Source organism: Pedococcus ginsenosidimutans, from assembly GCF_039544395.1.
Lineage (GTDB): Bacteria > Actinomycetota > Actinomycetes > Actinomycetales > Dermatophilaceae > Pedococcus > Pedococcus ginsenosidimutans.
Genome location: NZ_BAABLO010000012.1, coordinates 43,969 through 66,619 on the forward strand (window position 1 = coordinate 43,969; position 22,651 = coordinate 66,619).

A 22,651-nucleotide genomic window follows, 5' to 3' on the forward strand; every position below is an offset into this window, starting at 1 on the left:
CAGGCGCCTTCCTCCGGGCGTCGGCCGCAGAGCCTTTCAGGCGTCTCAGGACCCGAACGTCTCGCGTCCGGTGACCTCGCGGGTGGAGATGCGGACCCACCGTGTCGACGAGGCGTCCATCGCGACCCACGGCGGGCGCGAGATGGACACGAGCCGCGCGACCTGCTGGTCGTCGTCGACGATGCCGGCGGTGCCGTGGAGGAGCACCGACCAACCCCACCGCCGGGCCGGGTCGAAGCCGTCGACCTGGAAGGAGACCCGGTCGCCGTCGACCGCGGCCTGGATCTTGGAGCCGCCTGCGGTGCGGAAGCAGATGTCGAGCCCGTCGAGGGTGTGGTTCACCGGCAGGACGGCGATCTCGCCGTCCAGGACGAACGCGACGCGTCCCACCGGCGCCGACCCCAGCCGCGCGAGGCAGTCCTGCAGGGTGAGGACCCGCATACCGGTGTGGTCGGTCGGCTCGGTCGCCGGTGGGGTCCTGTCGGTGTCGGTCATGGCTGCCTCCCGGGCTCTCGTCGTGGGGTCGGCGGGGCTGGCCCGCCGGCGAGGATGTGTCAGGTGGTTCGGGGCGAGGGGACCACGAGGACCGGGCAGCTGGCGTGGGAGATGAGGTGGGTGCTCACCGATCCCAGGAGGAGTCCGGTGAAGCCGCCGCGTCCGCGGGTGCCGAGCACGAGCAGCTGCGCGCCGAGGGACTCCTCGGCCAGTGCCGCCACGGTCTGGGCGCGGACGAGGGTGGTCGACACCTCGACGTCGGGGTACTTCTCGCGCCACCCGGCGAGCATCTCCGCGACCTCGAGCCGCTGGGAGTCGACCACCTCACGCCAGTGGCCTTCCCACTCGTAGCCGGACAGGAACGGGTCCGGCTCCTCCCACCACCACGAGTGCACGGCGACGAGGTTCGTGCCGCGCGCCGAGGCCTCGGCGAAGGCCCACTCGACCGCGGGAGCGGACTCCCTGGACGCGTCCACGCCGACGACGACCGGGCCGGTCCGGGTCCACTGCCCGCTGTGCGGGGTCACCAGGACGGGGCAGTGGGCGTGGGCCGCGACCTTGTGGGTGGTCGCGCCGAGGAACACGCCGGCTGCGTGGCCGAGCCCACCCGCGTCGAGGACGAGCAGGTGCGCGGTGTCGCTGGCGGCGACGAGGGCCGCCGCGGGGTCGGCCACGACGGTGTCCCTGGTCACGGCGAGGTCGGGGGCCAGGGCCTGGGCGCGGGTGCTGAACTCGTCGGTGATGCGGTCCTGGGCCTCCAGGCGCTCGATCGTCCACGGCACGATGCCGATCCCCGTCGCGTGCAGGACGTGCAGCGGCCGGTGCATGCGCTGTGCCTGGACCACTGCCTCGTCGAGTGCGTGGTGGGCTGCAGAGGAACGGTCGACTCCCACGACGACGGCGTCGCGGGGCTGTGCGTCCAACCTGGTCATGGCCTGTCCTCTCGGTGGTGGTCGCCTTCACGGTCGCGCTCCGGGAGTGCCTCCGGGAGGGGCGAAGGTCCCGCGGGAGGGGTGCGCCGGTGCGTGACACGCACCACGTGGCCACGGCCCGATCCGGGACCTTGGACCCCACCCTCCGCGGGCAGCACGCGGCACCGTGGACCCATGGCGACGACGACCGAGACCCCCATGACCGAGATGCCGCGGCACGAGTGCTGGGCCCTGGTGCGTGAGGCGGTGGTGGGGCGGCTGGCCACCGTGCTGGACGGCCAGCCGGACATCTTCCCCGTCAACCACGTGGTCGACCACGGCAGCGTGGTCATCCGCACCGCGAAGGGCGCAAAGCTGATGGGCGCGGCCGGGCACCCCGTGGCGTTCGAGGTCGACGGCTACGACGTCGAGCACCGCAGCGCGTGGAGCGTCGTGGTCAAGGGCAGGGCCGTGGAGCTGACCAGGCTGGACGACGTGCTCGACGCGATGGAGCTGCCCCTGTTCCCCTGGCACAGCTCCTCCAAGCCCCACTTCCTGCGCATCGAGGCCAGCGAGGTGACCGGTCGGCGCTTCGTCGTCGCGGGGGGTGCGGACGAGGTGGAGACACCGTGACCGCTCGGGCGCAGCAGACCACCCCGGCGCACCGGCCCCGGCACCACCGGCTCATCTCGTGGTCGTTGGCGTCGCCGCTGCACCAGCTCCTCGGGCGGCTGGCCCTGCTCGAGTACACCGCCTCGGACGGGCAGACGGTCAGGCTCCCCGTGCAGTACGCCCGCACGGGGAGCGACCTGGTGGTCGCCGCCGGGGGCGCCTCGCGCAAGCGGTGGTGGCGGGCGTTCCGCTCGTCCCGCCCCGCCGTCGTGCTCGTGGACGGCCGGCGGTACGGCGTGACCGGACAGGTGGTGCCCCGGTCCGCGGAGCCGTGGCCTGTGGTCGCGGCGGCGTACCGGAGGGCCTTCCCCCTGGCCGAGCTCGACGACGCCGAGCTCGTCCTCCTGCACCGGGCAGGCTGACCGGCCGGGCAACGGGCGCCGTCAACGGGCGGCGTCAGCGGGCGGCGAGCCCCATCGCCTCCGCCTCGTCCCAGAGCTCGTGGCGCACGCGGGGGTGTGCCGCCTGCTCGATGAGTGCCCGTGCCTGCCGCGCGGAGTCGGCACCGAACATCTCCGCGACGCCCTGCTCGGTGACCACGGCCGTGTGCTGGAACGACGTGACCGGGCCCTCCAGCAGCGGCACGACCGCCGACGCGTCGGCTCTCGGGTGCCAGGAGCGCAGCGCGATCAGCGACTGGCCGCCCGCCGACTGCATGGCCCCGGTGACGAAGTCGCACTGGCCGCCCAGGCCGGAGTGGAGCCGAGACCCGAGGTGGCTGGCGTTCGCCTGGTCGTAGAGGTCGACCGTGAGGGCGCTGTTGATGCTCGTCATGGCGGGGTTGGCTGCTATCCGGGTGGGGTCGTTGACGACCTCGGTGCGCAGCATGCGGACGGCGTGGTTGCGGTGGAGCCAGCCGCGCAGCCGGGGGCCGCCGATGGCGAACGACGTCACCACGGGACGGTCCGGGTCCAGGGCGCCCGCGTCGGCGAGGTCGAGCACCCCGTCGGACACCATCTCGGTCCAGACCGCCAGCGACCTGCGCGCGGCGAGGCGCGGCACCACGGCGTCGGGGACGGCGCCGATACCCATCTGCAGCGTCGCGCCCGAAGGCACCCGTTCGGCGATGCGGCGCCCGATGGCCTCGATCGGGTCGCCGCCGGCGGACCGTCCCGGGGCCGGTGGGACGCCCGTACCGCGCGGTCCGGCGCCCGCGGTCGACGGCGCCGCGCGGTCCGGCGGCGGCTCCCACAGCGCGTCGAGCTGGTCGAGCACGACCTCGCCGTCGCCGAAGGTGTAGGGGACGTCATCGTGCTGCTCGGCGAGGACGCGACCCCCGTGGGCCCGGCAGGACTCGAGGGCCGCGGGCAGGATGTTGACCTCCATCCCCAGCGACACCCGGCCCTTCCACGGCGGCGAGGTCGTCACGAGCACCAGGTCGGGCACGAAGGTCGTCGAGAGCAGGCGGGGGACGTGCGACAGCCGGGCCGGGAGGTAGCGAGTGGCCGGGTGCCGGCGCATGCCCGGCCCGGCGAAGGGCGTGACCGGCACGATGCCTGCGCGGTCGGGGATGCCGAGGGGCGCGTTGAGCATGAACAGCTCCACGTCGCGGCCCGTGGTCGCCTCGTCCAGCTCGCGCAGGAGGGCCCAGGGCACGGCTCCGTTGCCGGCGGCGACGACCCGCAGCGGACGCCCCGGGGTGGGTGCCGCGGCGAGGAGCCGTCGGACGTCGGCGTGGGACGAGGTGGGCATGGCTGGCCTCCGGGGCGCGGCGGCCCGCACGGTCGCGTGGCCGGGGCACCACGCTGGCGCTGCGCAGGTCGCCCCGGGCAGGCCCTAGGTCCCGTCCGTCGGCGGGGCCCCGGCGCATGCTGGAGCCACCAGTACCCACCATCGGAGACCACCATGTCCACCACCAACACCGTCCTGGTCGTGATCGGCGTCGTCGTCCTGATCGGCCTCGCCCTGTCCCTGCGCATCGTCAAGCAGTACGAGCTCGGGGTCCTGTTCCGCCTCGGCAGGGTCATCGGCATCCGCCAGCCGGGGCTGCGGTTCATCATCCCGTTCGTCGACGTGCTGCGTCGGGTGTCGCTGCGGATCGTGACGATGCCGATCCAGTCGCAGGGGATCATCACCCGTGACAACGTCAGCGTCGACGTGTCGGCGGTCGCCTACTTCCGCGTGGTGGACGCCGAGAAGTCCGTGGTCGCGATCGAGAACGTGTATGCGGCCATCGACCAGATCGCCCAGACCACGCTGCGCAAGGTCGTCGGCCAGCACTCGCTCGACGAGACTCTTTCCGAGACGGACCGCATCAACATGGACATCCGTGCGATCCTCGACGTGACCACGGTCGAGTGGGGAGTCGAGGTGACGCTGGTGGAGCTCAAGGACATCCAGCTGCCCGACAGCATGAAGCGGGCCATGGCGCGCCAGGCCGAGGCCGAGCGGGAGAAGAGGGCCAAGATCATCAACGCCGAGGGCGAGTCCCTGGCGGCGTCCGCCCTCGGTGACGCCTCCGACACGATGATGGCGCACCCGCTGGCCCTGCAGCTGCGCAACCTGCAGAGCCTCGTGGAGATCGGCGTCGACAAGAACACGACCGTCGTCTTCCCCGCGCCGCTCATGAGCACCATCGAGGAGCTCGGCAGCTTCCTCGCGCGCGAGAAGGCCGCCGCGGTCCGCGCCGTCCCGGCGGTGCCCGAGGTGGTGCCCGCGCCGGACGCCGTACCCGTGGCGGCGGTGAGCCCGGTGCCCGATGCGCTCTCGGCCACGCCTGCGGCAGCGGCCAACGGTGCCCCCGTCACGGGACATGCTCGTGTCTGAGTCGCCGGCGGCCCCGGACCCCGCCGTCCTGCACCTGGTCGCCTCCGGTGCGGGCCGGGGCCACCTCGTCCCGCTGCGGGACGCGGCGTCGACCGCGCGCGAGGCCGTGCTGGTGGCGCGGGCCCTCCCCAACACCAGCCCGGCCCTGCTGGCGGCGAGGCGGGCGTACCTGGGGGCGCTGGTCGACTACGTGCAGGCCCTCACCGACCACGGCCTCCCGGTGCCGGCGCGGCTGCGCGACGACCTTCGGCTGCTCCGCCGGGTGGTCCCCGCCGAGCGGACCACCGGCTGAGTGGTGGGGGTGATCGACGGTCCACAGGGGCGGGCGCTCGTCCTGGCCGGCGGGGGAGCGGCGGGCAACGCCTGGGAGCTCGGGCTCGTCGCGGGTCTGGCCGCTGCCGGGGTCGACCTGACCGAGTGTGACGTCGTCATCGGCACGTCTGCCGGGGCGACGGTGGCCGCGCAGGTCACCAGCGGCGTGCCGGCCGCCGAGCTGTGTGCCGCGATCCTCGCGGAGGTGCCACCGGCGCCACCGCGCGGCGCCGGGTCTGACCGCCGAGGCGGCCCGGGTGTCTCCGGGCCGGACTACCTCGAGTGGTCGAACGCCGTCATCAGGTCTGCTGCGAGCGCGCCCGAGATGCGTCGCAGGATGGGTGCCGCTGCGCTCGAACGCGACGCGTCCGGCGGCGATGACTCCCGGCGCTGGCGCGACGTGGTGGCGGCCCGGCTCCCGAGCCGGCAGTGGCCGGACCGGCTCGTGCTCGTCACCGCCGTCGACGCCCTCACCGGGGAACCGGTCGTGTTCGACCGCGACAGTGGTGTCGACCTCGTGGACGCCGTCGCCGCGAGCACGTCGGCGATGACGCCCTACCGCATCGGGGAGCGCCGCTACCTCAACGGCGGCTACCGGCGGAGCGAGAACGCGGACCTCGCCGCCGGACATGGGCGGGTCGTCGTGCTGTCACCGTTCGGCGGCAGGTCGCGGATGCCGGCCGAGTGGGGGATGGACCTCGCGACCCAGGTCGAGGAGCTGCGCTCGGGGGGCAGCCGGGTCGAGACGGTCTTCCCGGACGCGGGAGCCGGTCACGTGTTCGACGCCAACGCGTTGGACCCCTCGACGCGCCGGCAGGCCGCGCGCGGGGGTCACGAGCAGGGCCGACGCCTCGCGGAGCGGCTCGCCGACTTCTGGCACTGACGTCGACGGCCTCCGGTGGTGTGAGCCGAGCGTGCAGCGTGACGGACCTTGCGTGAGGACGCAGGCGTGCGGGTGGGATGTCCGGTTCGCCCGCCCCGAGCGCTCCTGCACCCCTGGGCTCCTCCCACCGTCACCAGCAGGGGGAGCCGATGTCGGTCCGTGCACGCCTTGTCGGGGTGATCGCGATGGACGGCACCTCCCTGGCCTACCCGGGTCGGGGAGCGCCAGGTTCGGTTCCGGTGCCGCGGTGGCAAGGGCTGGGCGCCCTACCTCTGACTGGGTGTGTCCTGTTGACGCCCACGAGTCACCAGTCGGTCAGACGCCCATACCGGATCTGCCGATGACCGGACGCTCGCGGATCGGCCGATGAGAGGTCGGCAGCCACTGCGATAGCGGGGTGTGGTCCTCCTTGATCTTCTGCTGCAGGACGGACACGAAGTCGCTCGTCGACGATTGCGCGATGTGCTCGACAGTGAGGCGCACCCGCTGGAAGAGGTCACGTTCAACGAATGCCGCGATCCGTCCGGCCCAACGATGCCTCGAACAGCAGCGACCTACCTTCCGAATGCCGCGACGGTGCTCACGTGAACGTGGTGGACGCCGACGACACGGCCCGAGGGCGCTTCACATGGATCTCGTCAAGCGCTCCGGTGCCTAGGCTGTGCCAATGGCGGTCAAACGAAGTCGCAGGGCGAGGATCGCCCGCCGACGCAAACGCCGGATGGACAGCGTCACCCATGACCTCAGCGATGCCGAATGGATTGCCCTGCAAGCGGCTTGGGGTGGTGGCTGCGCCCTACTGCGGAGCCACCGACAGACCTCTTCAGCGGGACTGCGTTCTGCCCATCTCACGTGGCGGGCGCTACACGCTGGACAACGTCGCTCCGGCCTGTGGTTCTTGCAACTCGAGCAAGTGCAACGACGAGGTCACGGGTTGGCTGCGTCGCAAGCGGCTGGACGAGCGCGCCTTCTTGGTGCGCCACCTGGAGATCAAGAGCGCGCTCCTCGTCCGGTTCCACGCGGTGCCCAATGCTGCAACGGAGGCGCAGGAAACGAAGACCCTCTGAGCCGCGTCGTGTTTTCCGACGGGCGGCTCTGGTTTCCTTGGCACCCGAGAGCCTGGGCTCGGCGCAGCTCGAGCTGTCGCCCGAGGACCTCGTCGAGCTCGACCGCGCCTCGGCCAGCGTCCAGGTGCAGGGCGACCGCTACCCCGAGGCCATGCAGCGCATGATCGACCGCTGACCGGCGGCGGCCGACGACAACGGGTCGACGCGGGGGTGGCCGGGCCGCTCGCGCCTACGGGGCGGGCAGTGTGGCGGCGGGCTGCGCGGCCGGGGCACCGAGCAGGTGGTCCCGAGGGACCCTCTCGAGCCAGGTCCCGGCGAGGAGCGAGGTGACGATGGCCAGGAGCACCAGCACCGAGTAGAAGGACTGGTTGATGATGCCCGCACCGAAGGCGACCGAGGCCAGGACGATCCCCGGCCCTCCACGGGCGTTCATCGCGACCGCGAGGTTCACCGAGGCGTGGTGGGGCTGGCCGCCCACGCGCGCGCCGGCGTAGACACTGAGCGCCTTCACCGCGCACGCCAGGGCGAGGTAGGCGACGAAGAACAACGGGTTGAAGCCGTGCAGGAGGTCCAGCTGCAGCCCGACGATCGCGAAGTAGATCGGCACGAAGAACGCGAACGCGAAGTCCTTGATGGCCACCGTGGCACCTTCGTGCACGGGGTTGGGGGCGACGGTCGCCGACCCGACGACGATGCCGGCGATGAACGCACCGAAGAACGGCTGGATTCCCAGGTACAGGCAGACCAGGCAGGCGGCGAGGACGAACATCAGCTGGAAGGCTGCGGGGCTGTGCCGGTGGATCACGTTGAGGCCGGTCGACGTCGCCCACTGGTAGACGGGCCGCCCCAGGACGAAGCCGAGACCGAGGACGACGACGGTGGCCCCGGCGTGGTAGGCGAAGTCCGCCGCGGACCCGGGGTCCAACCCGAGGAGCGCCGGCATCCCGAACAGTGCTGACGGGCTCCGGGCGGCTGCGCCCAGGGCGACCGCGAGCACGACGTACAGCAGCACGTCCTCGATCACGGCGGTGCCCAGGACGATCCTCGAGAACGGCGTGCCCATGATCCCCAGGTCGAGCATGATGCGGGAGATGACGGGAATGCTCGTCACGGCCATGGCGACGGCGAAGACGAGCAGGAACGACGTGTGGCTGCCCGATGGTCCGTAGAAGCTCCGCTCGCCGACGAACGGCAGCACGGCCAGCCCCGCCAGGAAGGGCAGGATCGTCCCGAAGACCAGCACCGCCGAGACCGTCCGGGTCTCGCGCCGGGTGACCACCGACCGGGCCTCGATCCCCGAGCAGTACATCAGCAGCAGGAGCCCCAGCTGGTAGCTCCACCCCAGAACGGTCGACGCGGTGGCGGCCTTCGGGAACAGCCAGCCCTCGACGGTGGGTGCCAGCGCGCCCAGGACGGTGGGTCCGAGCAGCAGCCCGCCACAGATCTCGCCGATCACCCGAGGCTGGCGGAACCGCGCGAACAAGCCGCCCACGCTGTGCGCTGCCGCGAGGATGACCAGCAGAGCGAGCAGGACGTGCGCCAGGTCGGCGGCAGCCATGGTTCCCCCCAGAGGATCGGTGGAGTGCTCTCGATTGAACCCGGCACCGTGTGCGTGGGCGACGAACGTGCGACGTAGCGCCCGCTGGACGCGCGGCGGACACCAGTCGTCCTTCTGGTGGAGGAAGCGTCCCGACGCACGTGATGACGGTGAGGGCCGACACGGCGCCCGAGGTCGAGGCGTACGCAGGTGCACCCGCGACGATGACTTCTGTGCCTCGGCAGGGTCATAGTTCTCGCAGCCGCACACAGCGGTCCTCCGACCCAGGGAGACAGGCATGCCCGACCACGTCCAGGACCAGCGGACGCCGCGACCTCGCCGAGGCCGGGGCAGCAGCGGGGAGGATGGCAATGAGTGACTCAGGGCCTGACTCAGGGCCCGGTACGGGCGGGGGAGCGGGAGGCGAGCTCACCCGGCTGACGGTCACCCCGTTCCTGGTGGCTGAGCTGCTGGCCGGGGACGAACGGATGCCGGTCTACGTCCATGTCATCGACCACCCGGAAGGGCGCGTGCTCGTCGACACCGGCCTGACCGAGCTGCACCCGGCGGTGGCCGACATGGACCCACGGCTCATCCCCTTCACCGAGCCCGGAGGACTCGACCCGGACAGCATCGACATCGTCGTCAACACGCACCTGCACTTCGACCACTGCGGCGGCAACCACCTCTTCGCCGGCAAGCCGACCTATGTGCAGCGACGCGAGCTCGACGACGCACTGGGCCCCGACGACTACACGGTCCGGGAGTGGGTGGAGGCGCCCGGTGTGGAGTACGTGCCCGTCGACGGCCCGTTCGAGCTCCTGCCGGGCATCCGGCTCGTCCCGGCGCCGGGGCACACGCCCGGCTCGCAGGTGGTCGTCGTGGGGTCGGGTGAGCGGCCCGTGGTGATCTGCGGTGACACCGCGGTCTTCCTCGCCGAGCTCGACGACCCGAGCACCGAGGGCCAGCGGCTGGTCCGTGCGCTCGAGCCGCAGGAGGTGTGGCTCTCGCACACGCACGAGCCGTGGCGGCCGTCCCGATGACGCCGCGGCTCGGTCCTGATCGACTCAGGTGGTCATCACCGTGAGGCGGTTCGAGCATCCCTCCTGTGCCTGACCAGCATCGCAACGAGACCCAGTAGTCCGAGGGCGGCGGCAAGGAGGACGACCGCCGTGAGTGCCCCGACCAAGCCACCCATGACGAGGCCGGCAGGGGCGACCGGGCTGTCCATCGCGACGCGAGAAACCGTGTCCATGCTCGCGCGGTACCCGTACCAGAACCCCTCCACGGCGGCCAGGGCGACCAGGGCCAGCGTGGCGGTCAGCACGAGGACGGTCAGCAGGAACGGACGCCACTTCCCCCTCGACTCCGCTGCGAGCACGCCGTCGACCGGTTGCGCCATGCCAGCTCCTCGTCCCCCGTGAAGATCGACGAATCGTCGCACAGGTCGCATGGGTGCAGCCGCGCTTTCAGCGATGGACGGTCGAGGCCTCTGCCACCGCCGTGTTCGTGCAGTCCTCAGATGGCCCCGGTCAGTCGGTCTCCGGCAGCTGTTCCGCGAGCCACACGGGTCTGGGGTTGACGCGGTCGCCGAGCCAGCTGAGGTCGTCCTCGTAGGCGACCTCGACGGCCTCGAGCCGTTCGTCCCGCAGCAGGGCGTCGGCCAACGTCGAGTCGGCGGCGACGAGGGTGCTGTCCCAGTCGATGTCCGTGGCTATGCACCATGAGCGGTCCGCTGGCCAGATGAGGCTGGCCGACTGTCCCCACAGTGACGCCATACCCGGCCAGCTGGTGATGACCGCCTTCGGGGCCGTGAAGAGGCGGTAGCCACCACGCCCCCGCATCGTGGGCCCCCGCTCGGGCGCTTCCCACGAACCCCACCCGACCCACACCGCGTAGAACAGGTCGCCGGTGGCCGGGCAGTGGTCGAGGACCGCCCGCTGGACCCCAGGCGGCATCGATCCCTCGTCCGGGTCGACCCAGCTCGAGCGTCCGGTCCCATCGAACGTGGGGTTGATGCCGCACCACTGGGCCAAGGGGTGCATGACTCGGTCATGGGCCGCTGCGACCTGGGCCCAGGTGCGGCCGTCGCCCGCCGGGTGAAGCACACGCACCACGCGATCGAAGCCGGTCGGCACCACCGCGCCCGCCGGCACTTCGGTCGTCCAGCCCTTCAGCAGCCGTTCGTCGACCCAGTCGCCTGCGGAGACGTCCTGCACTCGTCGCGGGGTCGTCATCCCCGGATCATGACGCATCGGGCTCGGAAGGCCGAGGTGGAGGTCCAGATCGGAAGGCGACTTCGAGGACGCGGCGCGAACCCTGTGGCAGGGTGTGGGCGTGCCTGGGGGACCCGACCGATGAAGAGCTCACCCGAATTCACCTGGCTGCCGGCCAACCGGGCAGCGCTCGAGGACGTCGAGGCGGTGTTCGCCTCGGGGGGCGCCCGCAAGTGCCGCTGCCAGGCGTTGAAGGTGCCCGGCTGGATCTGGCGCGACAGCACGCAGGAGCAGAGGGACGCCGCGCTGCTCGAGCAGACCGCCTGCGGCACCACCGGCCCGACGTCCGGGTTGATCGGGTACGTCGACGGTGAGGCAGCGGGCTGGGTCGCCGTGGAGCCGCGGGAGAACTACCCCAGGCTGTGGAGCCGGAAACAGCCGTGGATGCGGATGGACCCCGAGCTCGAGGGCGTCTGGTCGGTCACCTGTTTCGTCGTGCGCAAGGGCCAGCGCCGGTCGGGCCTGACGTACGAGCTCGCCGCCGCCACCGTCGAGTACGGCGAGCAGGTCGGAGCCCGGGTCCTGGAGGGCTACCCGATCGAGCCACCGCCGGGCAAGACCGTGATCTGGGACGAGGCCTCGGTCGGCCTGCTGCAGGTCTTCCTCGAGGCTGGGTACGAGGTCGTGGCCTCACCCACCCTGCGGCGGCGGGTGGTGCGTCGAACCCTGGACCAGCGCTCCTGAGCCTCGGGCGGCGTTGTGGTGCAGTGCTTCCCGTTGTCCGGCCCCCGCCCTGGGTTTGAGCCGTAGTCTGTGCCTCTGCAAGGGAAGGGGGAGTCACGTGACCGTCGTCATCGGCATCGTCGCCTTCATCGCCGCATTCCTGCTCGGTCAGGCCCAGGCGAGCCAAGGACGGACGATCGCGTCCTACGCGGCCGGTGGACAGCTGCTCGCCATCACGCTCCTCCTCTCGCTCGGGGAGCGTTACCAGGAGCCACTCGGGTTGTTCATCGCAGGCACTCTGCTGGGTGCCCTTGCGGCATTCGGCAGGGGTCGCCGGCGCGCTCGCTAGTGCGGTGACGTTCGTGGGCGCTACCCGTGGTGCACCGGGCCCGTTCGCGCTTACGCTGAGGTCGGGGGATGAGCCCGACGTCGTCGTCGAGCCAGTGGGAAATGGGAGTCGGTGAACCTGTTCGAGGTCTTCCTCGTCGTCGCGTTCGCGATCGGCGTCGTGGCCATCGTGTGGCTGGCGGTCGCCGGCGTGGTCTCGCGTCACCGCGACCATCGGACCGCAGAGGAGCGGTGGGCCGACGAACACGGGGACGAGGACCCGAAGAAGGTGAAGCTGCGTGGTGGGCCCAGCTGGATGGGCCCTGGCCCCGGCTTCTGAGCACTGTCGAGGGTTCCGACCTCTGTCGAGGCTTCTGCGCTCTGTCGGGCCGGGCCCAGGTTCGGCGCCGGTGTCTCAGTCAGCAAGGGCTGGCAGGGTGCCTGTGATCACAACTCGTGCTGGTCACCGGTCGTGGAAGCCGACTCCGTGGCCCCGGCGTGGGCGACCTCGAGATCTGGTCGGGAGTGGTCGCGGACCCCGAACACGATCAGGTAGCCGACGATCCACAGCTCACCGACGGTCGCGGGGACGGTCAGCAACCCGGCCGCGAGACCGGCGTCCGCGAACACGTAGCTGACGACGGTGCTGAGCACGTAGCCCACACCACCGACCATCAGGACCTGGCCAAGGAGCCGTGGCAGCCACGAGGAGCGGACCGCGAGCCAGCCCATCGGGATCAGCCACAGGCCGAAGAACGAGCCTGCGACCGTCCAGAGGTGGCCGCTGATGACATACAGCAGCTGGACGGTGGCGGCCGCTCCGCCGGACACGGCCAACGAGCTGTCGTGGGCGACATCGAAGGCAGTGGCGAGCAGCGCGGCGCTGCCCAGGATCATGACCGCGTTGACCATGCCGAACACTGCGACCAACCCTGCGGCGAAGGTGTCGACGCTGCGGAACAGGCGGTAGAACCACACGGCCACCAGAGCCTGGGTCACCACGATGCCGAGCTCGAGCAGGATGCCGAGGCGAGCCATCGCAGTGGCATCGACCAGGTTGGACAACGTGTCGCTGGGGTCGCCGGCAACGAAGAGCTGGCCCCGGACGAACTGGTACCCGAGCGCACCGGTCACGGCCAGGCCGAGGTACAGCAAACCGGTCCTGCGAGCAGTGCCGACGAGGCCCGCTCCGATCACCTCATGGTTTGGATTGGTCCGGGCGTGCGTCGTGGTCATCGCAGACTCCTCTCAGCGCGAACACTGCTCAGGTGACGGTCGGAACTCGCCCTTCCGGCCATCCTCGGACCCCATGGCGGGCGCTCTGAGGCGTGGTCATGAGTCGAGTGTTCTCGTGGCCCGGGTGGGGTCCTAGGGGCCAAAGGTCCCGCCCCGACCCGGCCATGGGCTGTACCGCGACGTGCCTCTGAACGTGTCAAACCAGCAGACAGAACGGATGGCCAGCGGGGTCTGCGAGGACGTAGAGGGGTGCGTCCTGCTCGTGTGTGCGGTCATGCAGGAGTCGAGCTCCCAGCTCCTCAGCACGCTGGCGGTGCCGCTCGAGCTCTTCATGCGTGGCGACCTTGAAGTCCATGTGCATCTGCATCGGAACTGCCTCGGACGGCCATGTCGGAGGCGCCGTGTCCACCTTCTGCTGGATGGTCACCACGCGGTCCCCGTTGTCGTCCAGCAGGACGATCCAGTTCGCGTCATCAGGACCGCCGTCAGTCGGCGGCTTGTCTCGATCCCGGTAGTGCAGTCCCAGGAGCTCGCGATAGAACTCCGCGAGACCGCGGCAGTCGCGTGCGTCGATCGCGGTGTGGATCAACACGGGATAAGTGGTCACTCATGCCTCCTGACGGGTTCGACCACTCACCGTAAGCGGTAGCAGCGGACCCTCGCTCCCCGATGGCAGCGAGCGAATCGCGGCATGACCTCCACGTCCTCATCCGTCAGGCTCTGGTGGATGCAATGCGGAGCGACCGTGGAAGTCAGCGGGTGTCGGAACCTGTCGCACCACCGGCCGTGGACATGACGGCATACCGACCGGCCTCGAGCCGGGCCACGGGCACGCGAGGTGGTGAGCAGGAGAGGTAGTCGACGCCGGCGGCGAGCAGCAGGTGGATGGAGTCGGGGTCGCCGGCGTGCTCGCCGCACACCCCGAGCCCGAGCGTCGGCCGGGTGAGCCGACCCTCCTGCACGGACAGCCGGATGAGACGTCCGACGCCGATGTCGTCGAGCGTCGAGAACGGGTCGGTCGCCAGCGTGCCGGACTCGCGGTACGCGGCGAGGAAGCTCGTCTCGGCGTCGTCGCGCGACATGCCCCACGTCGTCTGCGTCAGGTCGTTGGTACCGAACGAGAAGAAGTCGACCTCCTCCGCCAGGCGGCCTGAGGTCAGGGCCGCCCTCGGCAGCTCGATCATCACCCCGAGCGGCACCCGGACTGCCTCGTGGGTCGCGGTGGCGACGTCGTCGACCTCGGCGCGGATCCGCGTGAGCGCGCCGGTGAGCTCGCAGACGTCGGCCACCAGCGGCACCATCACCTCGGGACGCGGGTCGAGCCCGCGCGCCTTCAGCGACGCAGCAGCCTCGGCGAGCGCGCGCACCTGGACGGTCACGAGCTCCGGTACTGCTGCCAGCAGGCGCACTCCACGCAGGCCGAGCATGGGGTTCTGCTCGTGCCAGCGGCGTACGAGGGTGAGCCGCCGCTCGGCCTCGAGATCGGGGGTGCCACCAGCTCGCGCGACGGCGGTCCCCACCTCGAGGTCGACGAGGTCGGGCAGGAACTCGTGCAGCGGCGGGTCCAGCAGCCGCACGACCGTCGGCAGGCCGTCCATCTCCTCGAGCACCTGCTCGAGCTCGACCCTCGCCAGCTCCTCGATGCGGGCGAGGGCGGCGGCGCGCTCGTTGCCGGTGACGACCTGCTCGACGAGGACGCGCCGGTCACCGAGCAGCATGTGCTCGGTCCGGGCGAGGCCGATCCCCTCGGCGCCGTACTCCCGTGCCGCGTGTGCGTCGCTGGGGGTCTCGGCGTTGGCCCGCACACCGGCAGTGCGGCGTTCGTCAGCGTGCGCGAGCAGCCTGCCGACCGAGCGCACCGTCGGGTCGGCGTGGGTGAGGTACGGAGCGCGAGCCTGCTCGTGGCTCCAGCTGCGGATGGCCAGCGCGCAGGCACTCGGGACGACGTCGCGCGAACCGAGGAAGACCTCACCCGTGGCACCGTCCACGGACAGCGCATCGCCCTCGTCGAGCACCAGGCCACCGGGAAGCCCCGCCCGGCGCCCGTTCTCGTCGACCTCGAGCCCCTCGACGCCGGTGACGCAGGTCTTGCCGAGCCCGCGGGCCACCACGGCGGCGTGGGAGGTCAGGCCGCCCCGCGCGGTGACCACCGCGACCGAGGCCAGCAGGCCGCCGAGGTCGTCGGGGCTCGTCTCCGGGCGGACCAGCACGACGTGCTCGCCGCGGGCGGCCCACTCCATGGCGGTGGCGGCGTCGAAGACGACCCTGCCGGTCGCGGCGCCGGGGCTGGCGGCCAGGCCGCGGGCGACCGGCTGCTCCCCGGATCCCGTGGCGAAGCCGGGGTGCAGCAGGGACGCGAGCTGGTGCCCGTCCACCCGGCAGAGCGCCTCGTCGAGGTCGATGACACCCTCGTCGTGCAGGTCGCACGCGATGCGGAACGCTGCCGCCGGGCTGCGCTTGCCCACACGCGTCTGCAGGATCCACAACCGACCCTCCTCGACCGTGAACTCCACGTCGCACAGGTCCCGGTAGTGGCGCTCCAGGGTGGCCAAGTGGCCGACGAGCTCGCGGTGCAGCTCGGGCTCGCGCGCCGCGAGCTCGGTGAGGTCCATGGTGCGGCGGCTGCCGTTGACCACGTCCTCACCCTGGGCGTCGACGAGGTAGTCGCCGTAGGGGACCGGCTCGCCGGTGGCCGGGTTGCGGGTGAAGCAGACACCGCTGCCGGAACGCCGGCCGCGGTTGCCGAAGACCATCTGGACGATGTTCACGGCCGTGCCGAGGTCCTCGGAGATGCCCTCGTGCGCGCGGTAGCGGCGGGCGCGGTCACCGGTCCACGACGCGAACACGGCGAGTACGGCGCGGTGCAGCTGCTCCCTCGGGTCCTGGGGGAGGTCCTCGCCGGCGTGCTCGAGCAGCAGCTTCCGGAAGTCCCCGGTCACCTCCTCCAGGGAGTCGGCCGAGAGCTCCTGGTCGGTGGTCACCCCCGCGTCCGCGCGGGCCCGGGCCAGCCGTGCCTCGAAGTGCGCGCTGTCGACCCCGAGGACCGTCCGCCCGTACATCTGGACCAGGCGGCGGTAGGAGTCCCAGGCGAATCGGGCTCCCTGACGGGCCGCCACGCCAGTGACGACCTCGTCGGTGAGGCCGACGTCGAGGATCGTCTCCATCATCCCGGGCATGGAGAACCGCGCCCCCGAGCGCACCGAGACCAGCAGGGGGTCGACCGGGTCCCCGAGGGATCGCCCGGCGGACGCCTCCAAGCGGCGCAGCGCCGCCTCGAGCTCGGTGGCGAGCGCAGCCGGCTCCTGTCCCTCGCGCAGGTACTCGCGGCACGCGGCCGTCGTCACCGTGAAGCCGTGCGGGACGGGCAGCCCCAGCCGTGTCATCTGCGCGAGGCCGGCACCCTTGCCGCCGAGGATCTCGGCCATCGTGCCGTCGCCGTCGGGGAAGGCGACGACCAGCGGGGTCGAGGTCGCGGTGGTGAGTGCGGTCATGGCAGGACTCCTGTCCGTCGCGTCCGGCGACCGCAGGCACAGCCGCCACGAGGAGCCTTGCGATCCCTCGCGCTCCCTACCCGTGACGATCACGCGCGGGGGTGGGCCGGGACAGTGCCGAAGGTCCCCGGCGGACCGTGCCCGGGCAGTGAGCCTCGCGGGGGACCAATGGCCCTGTGGGGGGGTGGGGGCCCGCCACAGGCTGAGGGTGCGGGCCCGGTGTCCGCACCCCCTCGTACCCGACTCGTCCCCGGAGGCTGCCATGGTCGACAACGAAGCTCCTCGCCGTACCGAGCCGGCGCCCGCAGGGTGCGTCGTCGTCGGCTGCGACGGCTCCTGGGAGTCCCTGGAAGCCGTGGACGTGGCGAAGCGTGAGGCGCTGTGGCGGGGACAGGAGCTCGTCGTCGTGACGCTGGAGGAGGGGCTGGGCCGCAGGGCGCACCGCCCGCGCGACTGGGCCGGTGCCTCGCAGGAGGTCGCTGAGGAGGCGAGGTCCGCGGGGGCCCGCGCCCTCGAGCGCCTCGGCGCGGTCGACTTCCCGGTGCGCACGGTCGTCGCCGCCTCCGCGGCCTCACCCGCCCTCGAACCGCTGGCCCGACAGGCCTCGGTACTGGTGCTGGGACGTCACGGGGCAGGTGGCCTCGGGACCTTCACCATGGGTTCCCCCAGCGAGGCGCTGGCTCGGAGGCTGGGGTGCGCGGTGATGGTGGCCGGGCCCACGGGGACGACGAACAGGATCCCCACCGAGCGGCCCAACGCGGCCCAGGCCGCGGCGATGGCCCGTCGCCACCCGGTCGTGGTCGTGGGGGTCGACTCCTCGCCATCGGCGGAGGCGGTGCTCGGTGAAGCCGTGGCCGAGGCGCAGACCCGGGGCTGGCCGCTGACCGTGGTGCACGCCGTCGGGCGCGTCGACGCCGAGCTGCACGTGGAGGCCTCCGTGATCTGGGAGCGCCACGCCGACCTGCTGCTGGCCCAGCGCGACCCCGACCACTCGCTGGCCCGCGTGGTGGTCGACGTCGACGACCCGGTGCCGGCGCTGCTGTCGCACTCGGGCCCACGGGACCTGCTCGTCGTGGGGACCCGGGGTGAGGGGCGCCTGGCCGGGCTCATCGCCGGCTCGGTGGCCCGGGGCGTCCTGGACGCCATGCCCTGCGACGTGCTCGTGGTGCCCCGCCACCTCGCCGCCCCCGTCACGGCCCGTGCGGACGAGGGCCTGGCATCGGTGGGCGACGCCTGACCGCTGCCAGCAGCAACAGCGTCACTGCAGCACAGCGCTAAAGCAGCACCCGCTCGCCGTGCCGCGGTAGAGGCGCACGGCGCTAGAGCAGCACCCGCTCACCGAGCCGCGGGACGACGACGGTGGCGCCGGTCTGCTCACGGACCTCGGCGGCCAGCGCGTGTGCGGACTCCGGTTCGCCGTGGGTCACGAAGACCGTCTCCGGCGGCTCGGGCAGGGCCAGCAGCCACGCCATCAGCTCGTCGGCGTCCGCGTGGACCGAGAAGCCCTCGTCCTGCACGACCTCGGCCCGCACCTTGACGTAGGAACCGGCGATCTTGACCTCGCGGGCGCCCTCGGCGAGCGCCCGGCCGCGGGTGCCCATGGCCTGGTAGCCCGTCAGGACGACCGTGTTGCGCCGGTCCGGCAGCAGCGCCTTGAGGTGGTGCACCACGCGACCGCCCGAGGCCATGCCGGAGGAGGACACGATGATGCTCGGCTCGTGGGGCCGGTTCACCCGGGTCGACTCCTGCGCCGTCGGCAGGGTGCGCAGACCGGGCAGGCTCACCAGCTCGTCGCCCAGGCCCGCCCGCAGCTCGCTGCGGTGACGGGGGTCGCGGTACACCTCGAGCACCGCGAGCGCCATGGGGCTGTCGACGTAGACGGGGACCTCGGGGATCCGCCCGCGCCGGTGCAGCTCACCGAGCGCGTGCAGGACGAGCTCGGTGCGGTCGACCGCGAAGGCGGGGATGACGACCGACCCGCCGCGGGAGACGGTGCGCCTGATGGTCTCTGCCAGCTCGCCGTGCTCGGGGTCCGGCGGCGGGTGGCGGCGGTCGCCGTACGTCGACTCGACCACGACCGCGCGGGCCGCCGGCGGCGTCTCCCGTGGCAGCAGGACCGGGTGGGCCGGACGGCCCAGGTCGCCGGAGAAGAGCACGGTGGTGTCGGCGGTGGTGAGGTGCACGTTGGCGGAGCCCAGGACGTGGCCGGCGCGCACGAGCAGGAGGCTGCCCTCGTCGCCGAGGGGGACCGGGGCGGCGTACGCGGTCTCGTGGAAGAGCCGGACCGCCCGCTCGACGTCACCGCTGGTGTAGAGCGGCATCGGCGGGTGGTGCTTGGAGTAGCCGCTGGTCCGCGCGTAGGACGCCTCCTCCTCGAGCAGGTGCGCGCTGTCCCGCAGGACGATCGGCGCGAGGTCGGCCGTCCCGCTGGTGCAGCGCACCGGGCCGTCGAAGCCCTGGCGCACCAGCGCAGGCAGGTAGCCGCAGTGGTCGAGGTGGGTGTGGGTGAGCACCACCTCGTCGATGGTGTGGGCGCCGACGGGGAAGGGCTCCCAGTTGAGCCGCCGCCACTGGCGCTCGCCCTGGTAGAGGCCGCAGTCCACCATCGTGCGCCGCCCCGAGTGCTCCACCAGCGTGCGGCTGCCGGTCACCGTCCCCGCTGCCCCGAGGAACGTCAGCACGGTGCTCATCGGTACGTCCCGCGGTCCCTGCGTCCTGCTCCCATCGTGGGCTCCCTTCGCTGGGCCCACGGTCCCGGGAGGCGGGGGCGGCGGACAGGGAACTAGGTCCCACCTCGCGCGAGCTGGTCACAGGCTGGAGGGGCGCACCCACCGCGCCACCGCGTATGCCGCGAGCCCGCTGCCCGCGGCCCAGGCCCAGGAGGCGGGGGGCGGGAGGTAGGTGCCGAGCAGGTGGGAGAGCGGCGGCACCGTCACCGCAGCGACGAGCAGGACGGCTGCGGCCGCGAGCGTCAGGGGCAGGACCAGCCGCTGCCGGCCGAGCGGGCGCGACGTCCTGGACTGCAGGGCCAGCGCGACGCAGAGCTGCCCGACACCCAGGGCGAGCAGGGCCGTGGAGGGTCCGAGGCGGTCGCCGGCGACGACCGCGCCGAGGAGCGCCGCCGTGGCCACCGTGGCGGCGAGCACCAGCAGCCGCCACCACAGGCCGTCGAGGGCGTTCTGCCTCGGTGGGCGCGGGCCGCGGACCATGGCGCCGTCCTCCAGCGGCTCGGCGCCCAGGGCGGCTCCGGCGAACGAGTGCGTGACCAGGTTGACCCACAGGATCTGGGCCGGCAGCAGGGGGAGGGGCACGCCCGCCGCGGGGCCCGCGAGCATGAGCAGGATCTCGGCTGCGCCGCCGGAGATGCCGTAGAGCAGGAAGCGCCGGATGTTGGCGTAGACCCGGCGGCCCTCCTCGACCGCCGCGACGACCGTGCCGAGGTTGTCGTCGGTGAGGATGACGTCGGCCGCCTCCCTCGCCACCTCGGTGCCACGACGCCCCATGGCCACGCCGATGTCGGCCCGGTGCAGCGCCGGGGCGTCGTTGACGCCGTCGCCCAGCATCGCCACGACGTGCCCGGCGTGCTGCCAGGCGGAGATGAGCTCGAGCTTGTCGGCTGGGGTGGCCCGCGCGATGACGCGGTGGCGGCTGACCTCCACCGCGTCGACGGGCGCGGGTGCCGCCGGCTCGTGCAGCGCGAGGGGACCCGACCCGGTGGGGATGTTGACGGCGCGCGCCACCGCCCAGGCCGTGGCGGGGTGGTCGCCGGTCACGAGGCCGACCTCGATACCCGCGCGCAGGCACTGCGACACCGCGTCGGCCGCGGCAGCACGTGGCAGGTCCCGCAGCGCCACGAGCCCGACGAGGTGCAGTGGCGGCGCGACACCGCCCGTGGGGAGCGCGGTCGCGACCTCGACGGCCGCCACCGCCAGGACGCGCTCACCGGCAGCGGCCAGGGCGCCCGCCCGCTCCAGCGCCTCGGCCACCAGCTCAGGTGGGTCGTCGAGCACCTCGGGACGGATCATCACCTCCGGAGCCCCCTTGGACACGACGAGCACCCGTGGCCCCCGACCGCTGGGAGCGGGTGACCAGCCCGGGGGAGGCGGCTCGTCCTTCGCGGTCGGTCGCAGCGCGTGCCAGGTCGTCATGCGCTTGGTCCGGCTGTCGAAGGGCAGCTCGGACAGCCGCGGGCGGCTCGCGCGCAGGGCGGCGACGTCGACGCCCGAGGAGGCGGCGGTGGCGAGCAGGGCCGACTCGGTGGGGTCGTGCCGGACCCCGTCGACGCCGTCGCCCGCGTCGTTGCACAGCACGACCGCCGCCATGAGGTCCTGCGGCAGCAGCCCGTCGGGCTGCCAGGTCGAGGAGACCGCCATCAGCCCCTCGGTCAACGTGCCCGTCTTGTCGGTGGCCAGCAGGGTCACCGACCCCAGCGTCTCCACGGCCGCGAGGTTGCGCACCACCGCGTGCCGGGCGGCCATGCGGCGGGCCGCCAGCGCCATGCTCAGGGTGACGACGACCGGGAGCGACTCGGGCACCGCGGCGACGATGAGGCTCACCCCGGTGAGGAGCATCCGCTCGACGGGTTCGCCACGCAGCAGACCGATCACGAAGACGAGGGAGCACAGGGCGACCGCTGCCACGGCGAGCTGGCCGGAGAGCCGCGCCATGCGCTGCTGCAACGGCGTGCGGCGCTGCTGCGTGCCGACGACCAGCGCGGCGATCCGCCCCGTCGCGCTCGCGGGGCCGGTGGCCGTGACGCGGACCGTGCCCCGTCCCCGGACCACCGCGGTGCCGGCGTAGAGGGTGGCGTCGTCGGGCGTCGCCGCGTCCGGTCCTGCGGACGCCTGCGCGGACAACGGGGACTTGCCGACCGGCTCGGACTCCCCGGTCAGCATCGACTCGTCGACGGTGACGCCCGTGCCCGACACGAGGACGGCGTCGGCGGGCACGAGGTCGCCCTGGCGCAGGTGGACCAGGTCGCCCGGCACGAGGTCCTCCACCGACACCGACTGCTGTCGCCCGTCGCGCGTGACGGTCGCCGACGGCGTCACCAGCGAGGACAAGGCACGTACGGCGCGGTCGGCGCTGACCTCCTGCCGCACCGCGAGGGTCGTGTTGACCAGGACCACGAGCCCGATCACCGCCGCGTCGGTGAGGTCGGTCGTGACGAGGGTGAGCGCGAGGGCGGCGAGCAGCACGAGGACGAGGGGGTCCAGCAACGAGCGGAACACCCGTACGGCGACCCGCGGCGGGCGGGGCGCGGGGATGGCGTTGGGCCCGTGCACGGCACGCAGGCGCGCCACCTCGGCGTTGGACAGACCTGACCCGACGCCAGCCGGAAGACCGAGAGTGCCCTGCGCCCCGCCGGCACCGTCCGGCGCGGCGGCGGTCCTCATGCGTCGCGGGGGCTCGGGGGGTCGACGCCGGCGGGTGACACCACGACGACGGTGGTCCCCGGGTGGTCGCGGCAGACGCGCTCGACCACACCCACGAGCGAGCGGGCCCGGTCGGCCGAGGTGGCGCCGAGCGCCACGACGACCGCGTCACAGCCGGGGTCGTCGGCCAGGGCCTCGACCGCCGCGGCGAGGCTCCCGGGGGAGCACTGGCGGGTGAGGTCGACGAAGTCGCGGACCGTGGCAGCGGGGGAGGAGCAGTGCCGGATCCGCATCTCGGTCTGCTGGCGCAGGTCGGGCGAGCGCGCTGCGCCGCGCAGGACAGTGAGTGCCTCGTCGCCCAGCCGGGCCTCGTCGGTCACGACCGCGACCCGCGGCGGGTGGGTGCCCGCACGCCGACGCAGGTGGACACCCACGCCGGCCAGGTCGCCGACGGCGACGGGCGGCACGCCCGGTGCACGGTGCCGGCCCACGACGTCCGAACGCACCCGCCAGTGGGTGCCGTCGCCGAGCCGGTACGGCACCAGCTGTCGCGTGTCCTCGCGCATCTTCCATGGCTCCTCACGTGTCGGGCGGCCGGTCGCACATCCCGACTCCACTCTGGGTCGTAAGCGGCAGAAGG

General features: G+C 72.6%; 24 protein-coding genes. 12 read left to right on the forward strand and 12 right to left on the reverse strand.

Annotated features, from left to right (window positions below; translation table 11 throughout):
* Positions 1 to 45: 45 nt before the first annotated feature.
* Both ABEA42_RS14775 and ABEA42_RS14780 read right to left on the reverse strand, forming a co-directional pair.
* Positions 46 to 495, reverse strand: coding sequence for a pyridoxamine 5'-phosphate oxidase family protein (locus ABEA42_RS14775; RefSeq protein WP_345504531.1), 450 nt, complete (start codon positions 493 to 495; stop codon positions 46 to 48).
* 59 nt (positions 496 to 554) lie between these two features.
* Positions 555 to 1,427 carry a universal stress protein gene (locus ABEA42_RS14780; RefSeq protein ID WP_345504532.1) on the reverse strand — a complete coding sequence of 291 codons (873 nt, stop codon included), beginning with the start codon at positions 1,425 to 1,427 and terminating at the stop codon, positions 555 to 557.
* Positions 1,428 to 1,601: 174 nt separating this feature from the next.
* Here ABEA42_RS14780 and ABEA42_RS14785 point away from each other — a divergent pair, with 174 nt between their 5' ends.
* Positions 1,602 to 2,039, forward strand: a complete 438-nt coding sequence (locus ABEA42_RS14785; protein WP_345504533.1) for a pyridoxamine 5'-phosphate oxidase family protein — start codon at positions 1,602 to 1,604, stop codon at positions 2,037 to 2,039.
* Positions 2,036 to 2,440 (forward strand): hypothetical protein, encoded by a 405-nt coding sequence (locus tag ABEA42_RS14790; protein WP_345504534.1) that lies wholly within the window; start codon positions 2,036 to 2,038, stop codon positions 2,438 to 2,440. Before ABEA42_RS14785 ends, ABEA42_RS14790 begins: the two co-directional genes overlap by 4 nt.
* A gap of 34 nt (positions 2,441 to 2,474) precedes the next feature.
* Here the strand turns inward: ABEA42_RS14790 and ABEA42_RS14795 are convergent, their stop codons facing one another.
* Positions 2,475 to 3,770 (reverse strand): acetyl-CoA hydrolase/transferase family protein, encoded by a 1,296-nt coding sequence (locus tag ABEA42_RS14795; RefSeq protein WP_345504535.1) that lies wholly within the window; start codon positions 3,768 to 3,770, stop codon positions 2,475 to 2,477.
* A 153-nt stretch (positions 3,771 to 3,923) separates the two neighbouring features.
* Here ABEA42_RS14795 and ABEA42_RS14800 point away from each other — a divergent pair, with 153 nt between their 5' ends.
* From ABEA42_RS14800 to ABEA42_RS14820, 5 genes are all read left to right on the forward strand, one after another.
* Positions 3,924 to 4,844, forward strand: coding sequence for a slipin family protein (locus tag ABEA42_RS14800; RefSeq protein WP_345504536.1), 921 nt, complete (start codon positions 3,924 to 3,926; stop codon positions 4,842 to 4,844).
* A complete protein-coding gene (locus ABEA42_RS14805) occupies positions 4,837 to 5,136 on the forward strand; it encodes a hypothetical protein (protein WP_345504537.1) in 300 nt (99 codons plus the stop codon). Before ABEA42_RS14800 ends, ABEA42_RS14805 begins: the two co-directional genes overlap by 8 nt.
* Before the next feature lie 9 nt (positions 5,137 to 5,145).
* A complete protein-coding gene (locus ABEA42_RS14810; RefSeq protein ID WP_345504538.1) occupies positions 5,146 to 6,039 on the forward strand; it encodes a patatin-like phospholipase family protein in 894 nt (297 codons plus the stop codon).
* Positions 6,040 to 6,776: 737 nt separating this feature from the next.
* Positions 6,777 to 7,106, forward strand: coding sequence for an HNH endonuclease (locus ABEA42_RS14815; protein WP_345504539.1), 330 nt, complete (start codon positions 6,777 to 6,779; stop codon positions 7,104 to 7,106).
* 37 nt (positions 7,107 to 7,143) lie between these two features.
* Positions 7,144 to 7,281: a hypothetical protein gene (locus ABEA42_RS14820; protein ID WP_345504541.1), complete on the forward strand. Its 138-nt coding sequence runs from the start codon at positions 7,144 to 7,146 to the stop codon at positions 7,279 to 7,281.
* A 54-nt stretch (positions 7,282 to 7,335) separates the two neighbouring features.
* Here the strand turns inward: ABEA42_RS14820 and ABEA42_RS14825 are convergent, their stop codons facing one another.
* Positions 7,336 to 8,664, reverse strand: coding sequence for a cation:proton antiporter (locus ABEA42_RS14825; RefSeq protein WP_345504542.1), 1,329 nt, complete (start codon positions 8,662 to 8,664; stop codon positions 7,336 to 7,338).
* Positions 8,665 to 9,014: 350 nt separating this feature from the next.
* Between ABEA42_RS14825 and ABEA42_RS14830 the strand changes: the two genes are divergently transcribed.
* Positions 9,015 to 9,686, forward strand: a complete 672-nt coding sequence (locus tag ABEA42_RS14830; RefSeq protein ID WP_345504543.1) for an N-acyl homoserine lactonase family protein — start codon at positions 9,015 to 9,017, stop codon at positions 9,684 to 9,686.
* A gap of 35 nt (positions 9,687 to 9,721) precedes the next feature.
* On the opposite strand, the gene ABEA42_RS14835 is transcribed toward ABEA42_RS14830, so the two are convergent.
* Positions 9,722 to 10,045 (reverse strand): hypothetical protein, encoded by a 324-nt coding sequence (locus tag ABEA42_RS14835; RefSeq protein ID WP_345504544.1) that lies wholly within the window; start codon positions 10,043 to 10,045, stop codon positions 9,722 to 9,724.
* 130 nt (positions 10,046 to 10,175) lie between these two features.
* On the reverse strand, positions 10,176 to 10,880 hold the full coding sequence (locus ABEA42_RS14840; RefSeq protein ID WP_345504546.1) for a hypothetical protein: 705 nt from the start codon (positions 10,878 to 10,880) through the stop codon (positions 10,176 to 10,178).
* A gap of 120 nt (positions 10,881 to 11,000) precedes the next feature.
* Here ABEA42_RS14840 and ABEA42_RS14845 point away from each other — a divergent pair, with 120 nt between their 5' ends.
* The 3 genes from ABEA42_RS14845 (at position 11,001) to ABEA42_RS14855 (ending at position 12,249) form a co-directional block, all read left to right on the forward strand.
* Entirely contained in the window at positions 11,001 to 11,603 is a 603-nt protein-coding gene (locus ABEA42_RS14845) for a GNAT family N-acetyltransferase (RefSeq protein ID WP_345504548.1), read from the forward strand.
* A gap of 97 nt (positions 11,604 to 11,700) precedes the next feature.
* Positions 11,701 to 11,931: a hypothetical protein gene (locus ABEA42_RS14850; RefSeq protein ID WP_345504550.1), complete on the forward strand. Its 231-nt coding sequence runs from the start codon at positions 11,701 to 11,703 to the stop codon at positions 11,929 to 11,931.
* 111 nt (positions 11,932 to 12,042) lie between these two features.
* Positions 12,043 to 12,249, forward strand: coding sequence for a hypothetical protein (locus tag ABEA42_RS14855; protein WP_345504551.1), 207 nt, complete (start codon positions 12,043 to 12,045; stop codon positions 12,247 to 12,249).
* Between the two features lie 107 nt (positions 12,250 to 12,356).
* On the opposite strand, the gene ABEA42_RS14860 is transcribed toward ABEA42_RS14855, so the two are convergent.
* From ABEA42_RS14860 to ppdK, 3 genes are all read right to left on the reverse strand, one after another.
* Entirely contained in the window at positions 12,357 to 13,145 is a 789-nt protein-coding gene (locus ABEA42_RS14860) for a DUF4386 domain-containing protein (protein WP_345504553.1), read from the reverse strand.
* Positions 13,146 to 13,341: 196 nt separating this feature from the next.
* Entirely contained in the window at positions 13,342 to 13,752 is a 411-nt protein-coding gene (locus tag ABEA42_RS14865) for a VOC family protein (protein ID WP_345504554.1), read from the reverse strand.
* A gap of 145 nt (positions 13,753 to 13,897) precedes the next feature.
* Positions 13,898 to 16,636 carry a pyruvate, phosphate dikinase gene (gene ppdK, locus ABEA42_RS14870; RefSeq protein WP_345504555.1) on the reverse strand — a complete coding sequence of 913 codons (2,739 nt, stop codon included), beginning with the start codon at positions 16,634 to 16,636 and terminating at the stop codon, positions 13,898 to 13,900.
* 262 nt (positions 16,637 to 16,898) lie between these two features.
* Here ppdK and ABEA42_RS14875 point away from each other — a divergent pair, with 262 nt between their 5' ends.
* Positions 16,899 to 17,873 (forward strand): universal stress protein, encoded by a 975-nt coding sequence (locus ABEA42_RS14875; protein ID WP_345504556.1) that lies wholly within the window; start codon positions 16,899 to 16,901, stop codon positions 17,871 to 17,873.
* 82 nt (positions 17,874 to 17,955) lie between these two features.
* On the opposite strand, the gene ABEA42_RS14880 is transcribed toward ABEA42_RS14875, so the two are convergent.
* The 3 genes from ABEA42_RS14880 to ABEA42_RS14890 all read right to left on the reverse strand — a co-directional run bounded on the left by ABEA42_RS14880 (position 17,956) and on the right by ABEA42_RS14890 (position 22,577).
* Positions 17,956 to 19,326, reverse strand: a complete 1,371-nt coding sequence (locus tag ABEA42_RS14880; RefSeq protein ID WP_345504557.1) for an MBL fold metallo-hydrolase — start codon at positions 19,324 to 19,326, stop codon at positions 17,956 to 17,958.
* Between the two features lie 117 nt (positions 19,327 to 19,443).
* Positions 19,444 to 22,032 carry a cation-translocating P-type ATPase gene (locus ABEA42_RS14885; RefSeq protein ID WP_345504559.1) on the reverse strand — a complete coding sequence of 863 codons (2,589 nt, stop codon included), beginning with the start codon at positions 22,030 to 22,032 and terminating at the stop codon, positions 19,444 to 19,446.
* On the reverse strand, positions 22,029 to 22,577 hold the full coding sequence (locus tag ABEA42_RS14890; RefSeq protein WP_345504561.1) for a hypothetical protein: 549 nt from the start codon (positions 22,575 to 22,577) through the stop codon (positions 22,029 to 22,031). The genes ABEA42_RS14885 and ABEA42_RS14890 overlap by 4 nt, the downstream gene beginning before the upstream one ends.
* Positions 22,578 to 22,651: the final 74 nt, after the last annotated feature.